General features: G+C 56.5%; 11 protein-coding genes. 6 read left to right on the plus strand and 5 right to left on the minus strand.

The genetic code is table 11. From position 1 onward, the window contains the following. Positions 1–100: 100 nt before the first annotated feature. From ELY25_RS14785 to ELY25_RS14805, 5 genes are all read left to right on the plus strand, one after another. Positions 101–1,177, plus strand: coding sequence for a TRAP transporter substrate-binding protein (locus tag ELY25_RS14785; RefSeq protein ID WP_126952034.1), 1,077 nt, complete (start codon positions 101–103; stop codon positions 1,175–1,177). Between the two features lie 106 nt (positions 1,178–1,283). Next, complete coding sequence (locus ELY25_RS14790) at positions 1,284–1,877, plus strand: TRAP transporter small permease (protein ID WP_126952035.1); 594 nt, start codon at positions 1,284–1,286, stop codon at positions 1,875–1,877. Positions 1,878–1,880: 3 nt separating this feature from the next. Then, entirely contained in the window at positions 1,881–3,164 is a 1,284-nt protein-coding gene (locus ELY25_RS14795) for a TRAP transporter large permease (protein WP_018917158.1), read from the plus strand. Positions 3,165–3,190: 26 nt separating this feature from the next. Beyond that, positions 3,191–4,189 carry an AraD1 family protein gene (gene araD1 / locus ELY25_RS14800; RefSeq protein WP_126952036.1) on the plus strand — a complete coding sequence of 333 codons (999 nt, stop codon included), beginning with the start codon at positions 3,191–3,193 and terminating at the stop codon, positions 4,187–4,189. A gap of 11 nt (positions 4,190–4,200) precedes the next feature. Next, positions 4,201–5,778, plus strand: a complete 1,578-nt coding sequence (locus ELY25_RS14805; protein WP_126952037.1) for an aldehyde dehydrogenase (NADP(+)) — start codon at positions 4,201–4,203, stop codon at positions 5,776–5,778. Positions 5,779–5,789: 11 nt separating this feature from the next. Here the strand turns inward: ELY25_RS14805 and nanR are convergent, their stop codons facing one another. The 5 genes from nanR to ELY25_RS14830 all read right to left on the minus strand — a co-directional run bounded on the left by nanR (position 5,790) and on the right by ELY25_RS14830 (position 10,746). After that, on the minus strand, positions 5,790–6,512 hold the full coding sequence (nanR, locus tag ELY25_RS14810) for a transcriptional regulator NanR (protein ID WP_126952038.1): 723 nt from the start codon (positions 6,510–6,512) through the stop codon (positions 5,790–5,792). 76 nt (positions 6,513–6,588) lie between these two features. After that, positions 6,589–7,665, minus strand: a complete 1,077-nt coding sequence (locus ELY25_RS14815; protein WP_126952039.1) for an Ldh family oxidoreductase — start codon at positions 7,663–7,665, stop codon at positions 6,589–6,591. Between the two features lie 57 nt (positions 7,666–7,722). Next, the gene (locus ELY25_RS14820) at positions 7,723–9,102 is read right to left on the minus strand and encodes a TRAP transporter large permease (RefSeq protein WP_126952040.1); all 1,380 of its coding nucleotides are present in this window, start codon (positions 9,100–9,102) and stop codon (positions 7,723–7,725) included. A gap of 42 nt (positions 9,103–9,144) precedes the next feature. After that, on the minus strand, positions 9,145–9,687 hold the full coding sequence (locus ELY25_RS14825; protein WP_126952041.1) for a TRAP transporter small permease: 543 nt from the start codon (positions 9,685–9,687) through the stop codon (positions 9,145–9,147). A 57-nt stretch (positions 9,688–9,744) separates the two neighbouring features. Further along, on the minus strand, positions 9,745–10,746 hold the full coding sequence (locus ELY25_RS14830; protein WP_126952042.1) for a sialic acid TRAP transporter substrate-binding protein SiaP: 1,002 nt from the start codon (positions 10,744–10,746) through the stop codon (positions 9,745–9,747). 314 nt (positions 10,747–11,060) lie between these two features. Here ELY25_RS14830 and ELY25_RS14835 point away from each other — a divergent pair, with 314 nt between their 5' ends. Beyond that, entirely contained in the window at positions 11,061–12,224 is a 1,164-nt protein-coding gene (locus ELY25_RS14835) for a fumarylacetoacetate hydrolase family protein (RefSeq protein ID WP_126952043.1), read from the plus strand. The last annotated feature ends 37 nt before the right edge of the window (positions 12,225–12,261 follow it).

The following is a 12,261-nucleotide window of genomic DNA, read 5'->3' on the forward strand; positions in this document are numbered from 1 at the left end:
TTGAAGAAGTGCCGCACACACATAACAACAACCACGTTGCAGCTCGCTTGCAAGACGTTCTTCGCGAAGCGGTCTGCAGCACGCCAGGAGAGTGATAACGATGCATTATCTTTGGAAGCGCACCCTGTTAATGACCGGTGCTACCCTGCTCAGCTCAGGCATGGCTTACGCGCAAACGCCCGACCTTTCTGACCCGCCCGAGATCGAAGGCGGCGTTGTAGGCGACCACGGCAGCGTGACCCTACGCATGGGGCTTGGCCTCGCCGAAACCTCGCCTCAGTACATTTCCAGCAAGTACTTTGCGGATATTCTCGACCAGCGCAGCGAAGGAAGAATCAGCGTCAACATCTTCCCCAATAGCCAGCTGGGTGACGACGTGCAGATGATGGAAATGCTCCAGACCGGCACGCTGGACATGACTTATCCATCGACCTCCCCCGCTACCGGCTACGTCGAAGAGCTGTCAGTTTTCGACCTGCCGTTCCTGCTTCCTACTCGTGAGGCCGCCATTGAAGCCATGCGTAGCGACGCCGCTCAAGAGATGCTCGACGCGTTTGACGGCACCGGCATCAAGGCACTGGCCTTTGCTGAAAACGGCTTCCGCCAGCTTTCCAATAGCGCACGGGAAGTTTCATCGCCGGAAGACGTAGCCGGTTTAGATGTTCGCGGTCTTTCCGTACGCACCATGGAAAACCCCGTTCACCTGGCTATCTGGCAGGCGCTAGGTGCCAACCCGACGCCCATGGCATTCGGTGAGCTGTTTTCAGCCATGGAACAAGGTGTTGTCGATGGCCAGGAAAACCCCTGGAGCACCATCCTGACGTCCAACTTCTACGAAGTGCAGGACTACGGCTCCGAAACACGCCACGTTTATACCCCCTTTATCAAGATGATCTCCCAGCGTACCTGGGATCGCCTCGATCCTGAATATCAGGAGCTGGTTCAGGAAGCCGCTCTGCAGGCCGCCGATTATGAAATCCAGCTTTCGGCCGAGTACGACGACTGGGCACGCGACCAGCTTGAAGAGCGTGGCATGCAAATTACCCGTCTTAATGACGAGCAGATAGCCGCTTTCCAGGAAGCCGTACAGCCCGTTTATGACGAGTGGGCACCGCGCATTGGTGAAGACTTAGTGGCTGAGTTCCAGCGGCTCGCCGGATCGACAGCAGCCCAATAGGTATCCGCTGATACTTCGGATTGCTCTCGTGCGCATTTTCCACGACTAGACCATGCAAGAGGCAAGCGTCTCTTGCATGGTCGTTACCTGTCTTTTCGGAGAGCTCATGGACAAACCTGATACTCCTATTCCGGATACCGCGGCCTTTTTTGACGACCCTCAGCGCGAGCCGCTGGAGATCGATACCGAGCAGCGCCGCGGTCCTGCGCTGTTTCGTTGGCTGACACTGGCGATGGAACACGCGATTGCGGCTCTGCTAGTAGCGCTCATCTTGTCGGTGTCGGCCAACGTAGTGGGGCGCGCCGTATTGAATCACTCGCTGCCCTGGGCCGATGAGTTGGCACGCATGCTATTTATCTGGCTGATTTTCCTGGGGGCCGCGGCGGCGTTCGCCCGCTATGAACATATTGCGGTGGATATCTTAGTACGCAGGTTAAAACCGCGCGCCGCCCATGCGCTGTATCTGTTTCAGCATTTGGTGATCACCGCGTTGATGGGAATCATCGTCTGGGGTGGCTTTCTGGTGATGTCGCGTGCCTCCGGGCGCACCGCAATCCTTGGCGTGCCATGGAATATCGTCAATGTCTCACTGGTACTTTGCGCCGCCTTTATTGCCGCCGTGGCTATCTGGCGCGCCTGGCAAAGCATTTTGCAGATACGCTCGCCGAACGTCATGCCCACCGCTGATGGAGACCGTTAGACCATGCTATGGATTTTTCTAGGCATTCTGTTCGCCTCGCTGGCCCTGGGCTTACCCATCGCCTTTGGCCTGGGCGTTGCGGCCGTGGTGATGGCGCTACTTTCGGATATCCCTCTGTCCATCATGATTGAGCAGTCAATCCGTGGGGTAAACAGCTTTCCACTGTTGGCCATACCGTTCTTTATTCTAGTGGGCGAAGTAATGAGCAACGGCGGCATTGCCCGTCGCTTAATGGAGCTTGCAGGGGCTTTGGTCGGTTTTGTACGCGGTGGCTTGGGCCAGGTTGCGATTACCGGGTCAATGTTCTTCGGCGGCATTAGCGGTTCTGCCGTGGCCGATACTGCCGCGACCGGTGCGATGATGATTCCCTCAATGACCAAGCAGGGCTATACCGCCCCGCAGGCCACGGCGATCAATACCGTTTCCTCGGTCATCGGCATTATCATTCCGCCGTCTATACCTCTGATTCTGTTCGGCATCGTGACCGAAACCTCCATTAGCCGCCTGTTTATCGCCGGTATCGTGCCGGGGATATTGATTGGCTTCGGCCTCATGGCCACAACCTTCATCATGGCCACCATCGGCCACGCCGGGCAGACCCGCAAGTTCCGTTTCGATGTGCTGTGGCAAGCGTTCAAGGCAGCCTGGCTTGCCCTGGTACTGCCGGTGATCGTCATCGGTGGGATTATTGGTGGCGTATTTACCGCCACTGAGGCGGCCGTTGCCGCGCTGCTCTACTCGCTGTTTATCTCGCTGGTGGTCTACCGCGAATTCCACATCCGCGAGCTATGGGGCATGTTGATTCGTACGGCTAGATTGACCGGCATGGTCTTGCTTCTGCTGGCCTTTGCCACCGTCATTGCCTGGTTTCTGACCATCAACATGGTGCCGCAAACGCTGGTTACCCAGGTTCAGGCCATCACTCAGGACCCCTTCTTACTACTGTTGATCGTTGCGGGCTTACTGCTGCTAGTAGGATTCGTGATGGACCTGACCCCTGCCATGGTGATCATGGCGCCGATGCTGACGCCTATCGTCACTTCAGTGGGCGTCGACCCGGTCTACTTCGGCGTACTCATGGCATTCATTCTGGGTATCGGTCTTTTAACACCGCCGGTGGGCACCTGTCTTTACGTTGGTTGTGGGGTAGGCAAGGTCTCCATGGAACAGCTGGTTAAAGCCATGCTGCCCTACTACGCCGCCCTGCTGGTGGTGCTGGTTATCTTGATCGCCTTCCCCGGCATTGTGACGTGGCTACCTGATCTCACCGCTGTGCGCGGCAACTAATCACCGACATTATATAAGGGAATCATATGCGCTTGATTCAGTACCTCGACCAGAACCAAGTCCACGTCGCTCTGGTGGAAGATGCCCAGACCGTACGCCCCATCACGATCGAAGGCGGCACCTATGCGTTAGCCAAAGCGGCTATCGCCGCCGGGGAGTCGCTTGAGCAAGCCATTAAATCTCGACTCGGCGACACACAGGTTGATTACCAGGCGTTAATCGACGAGCAACGCCTGTTGCCGCCGCTTACTCACCCTGACCCCGCTCACTGCCTGGTAACCGGCACCGGCCTCACTCACTTGGGCAGCGCTGATACACGATCGGCCATGCATGCCAAAACCCAGGTGGCCGAGGAGGAGCTGACCGACTCCATGCGTATGTTCAAGCTCGGCGTTGAAGGTGGAAAGCCCTCAGATAGCACCGAAGGGTCACAGCCGGAGTGGTTCTATAAAGGTGATGGCGACTGCATCGTTGCGCCAGAAGCGGAGTTGCCCTCCCCCGCGTTTGCCCAGGATGCCGGTGAAGAGCCTGAGCTTGCCGGGCTTTATATCGTCGCTGATGATGGCACGCCGTGGCGGATCGGCTACGCTGTAGGTAACGAGTTTTCCGACCACGTTACCGAGCGATTCAACTACCTGTGGCTGGCGCACTCCAAGCTGCGCGCCTGCAGCATCGGTCCTGAACTGCTGATCGGCGAACTGCCTGCTCACCTTGAAGGTACCAGCCGTATCGTACGCGATGGCCAAACGCTGTGGGAAAAGCCGTTTTTAACGGGCGAGGCCAATATGGCCCACAGTCTCGCCAACCTTGAGTACCACCACTTCAAGTACCCCGGCTTTCGCCGCCCTGGCGATGTCCACGTCCATTTCTTCGGCACCGCCACGCTGAGCTTTGCCGACCAGATCCAAACCCGCGATGGCGATCGTTTCGAGATTACGCTTAACGATTTTGGCCGCCCGCTACGTAATACGCTGCGCATGCCAACGAATCACGAGTACGAAACAACCGCTATCAACGTGCTTTAACAGGAGGCTACATGACACTGCAAGGTACATTGCTGATCGGCCAACAGGCCGTCACTGGTTCTCAAGCCGATATTTATGCCGTCAACCCAGCCACCGGCGAGACACTTGAGCCACGCTACCCCGGAGGCAGCCGCGCCGAGGTTGAAAAAGCCTGCCAGCTTGCCGAAGCGGCATTCAACCAGTACCGCGAAACTTCCCTTGAAGCGCGCGCCCATTTCCTGGAAACCATTGCCGAGGAGATTGAGGCGATTGGTGCTGACCTTACCCAGCGCGGCGTGGCGGAAACTGGCCTGCCTGAAGCACGTCTTGAAGGCGAGCGCGGTCGGACGTGCGGCCAGCTGCGGCTGTTCGCTTCGGTGGTACGCGCAGGTGAATGGTTAGACCTGCGCCACGACCCAGCACAGCCTGAGCGCCAACCCATGCCACGTGCGGATTTACGCCAGCGCCAGATTCCTCTCGGCCCCGTGGCCGTATTTGGCGCCAGCAACTTCCCGCTGGCCTTCAGCGTGGCGGGGGGCGATACCGCCTCAGCACTAGCAGCGGGCTGCCCTGTGATCGTGAAAGGGCATTCTGCCCACCCCGGCACTTCTGAGCTGGTGGGCCGCGCCATTCAACGCGCCGTTGCCAAGTGCGAAATGCCTGAAGGCGTATTTTCTTTGCTGTTCGGTTCAGGTCGCGATATTGGCCAGGCACTGGTCTCGGACCCGCGTATTAAAGCGGTCGGCTTTACGGGCTCGCGTAGCGGCGGCATGGCCTTGATGGCGACTGCTCAAGCCCGCCCCGAGCCGATTCCCGTTTATGCCGAGATGAGCAGCATCAACCCGGTATTCCTGTTCCCCGAGGCACTGAAAGCACGCGGCAACAAGATTGCCGAAGGTTTTGTGGCTTCGCTGAACATGGGCGCAGGCCAGTTCTGCACCAACCCAGGCCTGGTGATTGGCCTTAAAGGCGCTGACTTGGATGCCTTTATCGCTGCTGCTGGGGAAGCCGTTAAAGCCAGTAGTGCCCAAACGATGCTGACACCCGGCATTCATGAAGCTTATCAAAATGGCATATCTACCCTTTCGGGCCATTCCAACGTCAAGGAAGTGGCGCGCGGCCAAGCAGGTGACGGCCTGCATAGCTGCCAAACAGGGCTGTTTGTGGCCAGCGCCCAGGATTTCCTGGCTGATGACGCCTTGCAAGGCGAAGTCTTCGGTGCTTCCTCGCTGGTCGTCGAGTGTCAGAACAACGATGAAATACAGCGCATTGCCGAACAACTCGAAGGCCAATTGACCATTACCCTGCAAATGGACGATGGTGACCTGGACGCTGCTAAGGCGCTGCTGCCGACGCTTGAGCAGCGCGCTGGTCGCCTTCTGGCCAATGGTTGGCCTACGGGCGTCGAAGTTGGCCATGCGATGGTGCATGGCGGGCCTTTCCCGGCAACGTCTGATAGCCGCACCACGTCCGTCGGCAGCGCCGCGATTTATCGCTTCCTGCGCCCGGTCTGCTACCAGGACTTGCCTGCCGGCTTATTGCCTGAAGCGCTACGCGACGATAATCCTTTAAACGTTTCCCGGTTGGAGGATGGCAAGCGTGAGCGCTAGCACCGGTAACGCTAAGAAGCATCCGAGAGGCGCTTTTTAAGCTGCCTATAGGTACCGTAATGACGGTCGAGGTGGCGCCGCATGGCCGCCTCGGCCGCATCAGGGTCCCGGGATTCAATCGCTTCGATGATTTCAGTATGAGCAGCAGTGGCCGCCTTATCTTCGTCCTTTTGCTGCAACACGTGGGCACGTCGATCGTCCAGCCATTCAGAAAGCGCTACGTGAATGGCGTCAAAGATCGGGTTGCGGCCGATACTCGCCAATACGCCATGGAAGTCATTATCGGAGCGTTTAAAGCGAGCCTCATCCCCAATGGCATCACGATTGGCTGACAGCGCATCGCGCAATCGCGTCAAATCCTCATCGCTTGCGTGGCGTGCGGCATTACGCGCCAGCGATATCTCAAACATCGCCCGGGCTTCCTGAAAATACTGCTGCCCATCAGGCTTGGAAAGCAATTGTCGTGTGACGCCAGAAAGCCTTGCCATGACGGCTTCGGCGGTAGGACGAATCACTCTGGCACGTGTGCCGCTGTTGATCGCGATTAGCCCAAGCTGTTGCAAATGGAACAGCGCTTCACGCACGGCGGGCCTGCCCACACCAAACTGCTCCATCAATTCCCGTTCTGAAGGCAATTGATCATTTTCACTTAGCCGCCCCTCAAGAATCTCCGCCTCGAGCTGTTCGGCGACTTGTTCAGACAGCGTTTTACGCTCGATCCGGTATCTGCTCATAGGCAGTCACTCCTGGTTAACCTGGAATTCACCGCCACTTTACTGCATTTCCCGTTGCGATCCTTCAACTGTGCCTTCAGTCGAGTCGAGATAGCGGCGCTAGCTGGTACTGCCTGGCGATCTCTGCATAGGCCGACTGATTGGCAGAATCCAGTGGAATGCCGTCTACATCGCGCTGCGCTTGGCAGCGCCATTCACGATCACCTGGCGCCATTACCCGCGCATTTGGGGTGGCAGGCTGGGCACGGAGATCCGCTAAATATTCAGCCAACCCGCGCGCAAACGTGCCTTCTTCCACAAACGCATCGGGTTTCATCGCTAAAAAGAAATGCCCTACGCCACGTGGCGTCGACATATCCGGTCCGCCCATGGGTAGAAGTTTGAAACCGTGCTGCATTCCCGAGAGCATCGAGCTGAGTATCTCTACCATGCCGCCCAACCCTGCACCCTTAAACCCAAAGCTACTACCGCCTAACGGCAGCAATGCGGCAATCTCGCCAGGTATGCGACTTACCTTTCCGCCCGCATCAGCGGCCACTTGATCCGGCAACTCACGACCAATCGCCCCGAACTGTTGCACACGATTCCAGGGAATCGAGCTGGTCGCCATATCCAACAAATACGGCGCATCCCCCGCCACTGGCGCCGCAAAGGCGATGGGGTTGGTGCCATGAAAGGGCTTGGCCCCATCGTGTAGCAGTACAAACGGATCCGAGTTACAGAACGCCATGCCCAGGTAGCCCTTTTCGGCCGCCGCCAACGCATAGCATCCCGCTGCCCCAAAGTGCGATGAGTTACCGACCGCCACAGCTCCCATTCCCACTTCGCCGGCCATCGCCATGGCATGCTCGATGGCGGTGTAGCCTGCCAGGTGGCCTAGCCCATCATCGGCATTTAAAAAGCCCGTTGCCGCCAAGCGCTGGTGAAACACCATGTCAGGCGCGCCGTTAATACGTCCACCTTTAAGCGCCTGTAAATAATGCGGTAATAGACGTAACCCATGGCTGTCGGTGCCCATGCGTGAGGCGGTTACCAGCGCGCGGCTCACGGCATCGGCAGATGCTTGGTTAGCACCGGCAGCCACAAGTGCCGCTTGCATAAAGCGCGTTAGATCCTCACGGGTAACACGAAAATCCAATGACGTATCAGTCATTAAACAATACTCCAGGTCTTAATATTGTTGTTGACGGCCAACCAGCCACGGTAGTGCTCAACGGTATATCAGCGTGGGAAGCCACATAGAAATAGCTGGGATAAAGGTCACTAATAACAAGCAGATCACCAGAGGGATAAGGAACGGAATGGTTCCTCGCATGCAGCGCTCAAAGCTGACATTGGATACTCGGGAAAGTACGTAGAGCACCATCCCCACCGGTGGCGTCAGTAGGCCAATCATTAGGTTGAGCACCATAATCACCCCAAAGTGAACGGGGTCTACCCCGACGGCCACCGCCATGGGCAATAGGACCGGCACCAAGATGGTAATCGCCGCGATGGTTTCCATAAAGCAGCCGACAATGATGAGTACAATGTTGGCCATCACCAGTACGGCGAGTTTGCTATCGGCAAAGGGCCCCATTAAGGCGATTACGTTCTGGGTAACCTGATTGCTAGTGAGTATCCAGGCAAATATCGATGCGGAAGAGACAATGAACAGAATGACTGCGGTTGTCTCGATGGTTTCCATACTGACTTTTAACAACTTCCGCCAGGTCAGTGTGCGGTAAACCACGACACCCAGTATCAGCGCATAAAACACCGCGGCGACCGCCGCCTCGGTAGGGGTAAACGCGCCAGTGATAATACCGCCCACGATAATGACGGGCGTCATTAGTGATAGAAAAGCCCGCTTAAAGGTATGCCCAAGTACGCGCATCGAAAATACCGCGTCACGCTGATAGCCCCGTCGGCGCGAGATGATAAAGATCATCAGCATTAACATCACCCCCATTAACAACCCAGGAATTAACCCAGCTGCAAACAGTTGGCCCACAGAGGCGGATGCCATGACGCCGTAAATGACCATGGGTAAACTAGGCGGGATAATCGGCCCGATGGTGGATGAGGCCGCGGTAATACCCACCGCAAATTCCTCATCGTAGCCCGCATCTTTCATCGCTTTCACTTCAATCATGCCAAGGCCACCGGCATCCGCCACGGCCGCCCCTGACATTCCAGAAAACACGATACTGGCGCCCACATTCACGTGCCCCAGCCCACCGCGCATCCAGCCCATCAAGGCCTTGGCAAAATTGAAGATCCGCTCAGTGATGCCACCGTTATTCATCAAGCTACCAGCAAAGATAAAAAACGGAATGGCCAGGAGTGGGAAGCTGTCGATACCGTTGATCATACGGTGCGCTATGACGATGTTGGGCACCTGGCCTGTGATCAGTACAAACATCAAGCAGGCGCCCGCCAAGCTAACCGCGATGGGAACCCCGAGCACCAACATAGTGAATAAGGCGAAAAACAAGAAGCCGAGGTCATAGCCCATCAGCGGTAATAGTACGCAACCCAGCACGGCCAGTGCCGACAGCAGCGGCGACACTAGCGGTTTTTGCCAGCGCATCATGGAAATTCGGGACATGGCAGGCCTCTCGATAAAAATGGCGTGACGGGAAACCACTTCTCAAACGACATCGGTACGATCCCGGTACTTCAGATAAAGCCGCTGGATGGTACGTAGCGCCATTAATACAAACGCCGCACAGACCGTGAAATAGATGATGCTCTTGGGCAGGTCGACCGACACCATCAAGCTATTGGTACGTGACGCCAACTGATAGGCGATCCACGCCATTGCTATATAAAAGCCAAGGCTTACCAGGCCCACCAGGCGCTCCAGTAAGCGCGCCTGCCACGGCGGCATGTAGTGGTAGAAGAACTCCACCATGATGTGGCTACCGTTGCGGGCGGCCATTACGCTGCCCAAAAAGCCAACCCCGATCAGCAGATAACGGGCAATTTCCTCAGTCCAGCCGATAGAACTGCCCAGCACATAGCGGCTAAAAAACTGAGTGAATACCACCAGAATAAGTGCCCAGAACAGCGTCAGGGTCACAAAGTCTTCAATTCGATAATCACTCAGTTTGAAGGGGGCATCGTCGAAGGCGGATTCAAAATCCACCATTGGATCAATGCTGGGCGGTGCATCTTCGCGTGCGTCACTCATGGCACAATACTCCAGACACTTCGCCAAAAAGTTAGCGAAGTGCTCGCTGAGGTTGGATTATTGGCCGATAGCCTGTAGGCGATCGTAGATTTCCTGATCCCAGGTGGCGGCATTGCCGTTATGGGCGGGCACAACGGCCTCACGGAAGATGTCGCGGTCCACTTCGTTGATGGTATTGCCCTGCTCCTCAAACCAGGCGACCAACTCTTCCTCAGCCTGCAGGATATCCTGGGTGTTGCTCTCAGCGGCCTCCTGGAACACCTCGCGGAATATCTCCTGATCCTCTTCGCTTAGCTGGTTCCAGCGTGGACCGCCTACGATCGTGATCAGCGAATCGGTAATGTGGCCGGTCAGGTTGATGTAATCCTGTACCTCATGAAAGGCCTTGGCACGAATGGTCGGCAGCGGATTTTCCTGCGCGTCGACCACGCCTTGTTGCAGGGCCAGGTAGACTTCATCGAAAGCGATTGGGGTGGGGTTAGCGCCTACCGCGTTGGGCATCATCATGTACATCGGCGCGTTGGGCACACGTATCTTGAGGCCTGCCATATCCTCGGGTGTATTGATCGGCGTATTCGATGTTACATGGCGTTCGCCATAATAGTTGAGCGCCAGTGGGACGTTGCCGGTGGCATTCTGGTAGCCCTGGGCAATTTCCTGGAACAGGTCACTGTCAGCAAAGGCCTGCCAGTGATCAAAATCACGGAACATATACGCAGCCCCCGCAATGCCGATAGGCCCGTAACCGCGACCAGCAAACTGCGTGCCGGTATAGATAACATCCACCGTGCCTAGCCCAAGCCCTTCATTAATGTCTTCTTCTTTACCCAAAGAAGAGGCTGCGTATACCTGCATGGTGTAGCGTCCGTCGGTCCGCTCTTCAATTTCATCCGCCGCCCACAGCGCCCATTTATGGAAAGGTTCCGACGTTTCATAAACGTGGGCAAAACGCAGGTTCTCGGCGGCATGTACCGCACCGGCCACACTGATACCCGCAGCGATTAGCGTAGCGGTTAACAGGCGAGACATGGCTAGGTGGTATTGGCTTTTGTAGCGCATCTTATTTTCCTCACAACCATTAGATTTATTGTTGGTTATTTGCGAGTAGCAATAGCGGATGTAACTGACCATCTTGCTGTATACGTATCATACCAGCAGTTTAAAACCTAGCTAGTGGCCTTCAATTGCGCAACCACCTTCATCTAAACAGATTTGCTTATCGACCCGAATTGTAGCGGTACGCTAGAGTAAGTCATGCTCTGGTATACCTGTCATACAGAACAACCTCTATAACAACCGTCTGTAACAACAGTCTATAAAAACATAGGCGACAAGGTATCAACTGCCGGTCGCCAGCCCATCAGGAGGCACTCATGCAGCCACTATCACTAACTGACACTCTTCCCAACGACCTGGATAACGCCCTGCTCGTGGGCCGCGTATGGCTGGATGGCACGCGCGCGGGCCCTGCATTGGTCACGGTGCACGAGGGCAACATCATCGATATCACCGAGTTTGGCCCCACCATGGCCGACCTGCTGGAACGCGACGATGTGCTAGAAGTTGTGCGGCGCGCAGAGGGTACTCCTTTGGGCAGTATCGAGACGCTGCTGACAAACTCCCAACAGACTCAACCACAAGCGCCCTACCTGCTCGCCCCTTGCGATGTTCAGGCTGTTAAAGCCTGCGGCGTCACCTTCGCCGTCAGTTTGCTGGAGCGGGTAATCGAAGAGCAGGCTGGCGGCGACCCGGCTAAAGCCGTTGCGCTGCGCGATGACCTGCAGGCATTGATTGGTACCGATCTTTCCAGGATTGCCCCCGGGTCTGAAGAAGCCATGGCGCTAAAAACAGCGCTTCAGGCGCGCGGTGGCTGGTCACAGTATATGGAAGTGGGTATCGGCCCTGACGCGGAAGTGTTTACCAAAGCCCAGCCGCTTTCCTCGGTAGGCTTTGGCACACCGGTGGGGCTGCATGCGTCCTCGCAGTGGAATAATCCTGAGCCGGAAATCGTGCTGGCCGTGGACAGCCGCGGTCAGGTACGTGGTGCGACTCTAGGCAATGATGTCAACTTGCGCGATGTTGAAGGGCGCAGCGCACTATTGCTTGGCAAAGCGAAAGATAACAACGCCTCCTGCTCCATCGGCCCGTTTATTCGATTGTTCGATGATCACTTTACTATCGACAGCGTGCGCAATTGCCAAGTCTCACTGCGTATTGAAGGTGAGGATGACGACTTTCTGCTTCAAGGCGAGAGCGATATGCGTGAAATAAGCCGCGACCCGCTGGATCTGGTAAGCCAAACCATCGGCGACCACCACCAGTACCCTGATGGTTTTATGCTGTTTCTGGGCACCATGTTCTCACCCATTAAAGACCGCGATGGCAAAGGCCAGGGCTTTACCCACCACCTCGGTGATCGCGTCACTATTGCCACCCCAACCTTGGGTTCCCTGGTTAACCCGGTGGGCAGAAGCGATCAGCTGCCGCCCTGGACCTACGGCATTCGCGAACTGATGCGTCACTTGGCCCGCCGCTGATCTTTTCACTACTTAAATCACACCCCAGGAGAACGCA

This window comes from Vreelandella populi (assembly GCF_003989825.1).
Lineage (GTDB): Bacteria > Pseudomonadota > Gammaproteobacteria > Pseudomonadales > Halomonadaceae > Vreelandella > Vreelandella populi.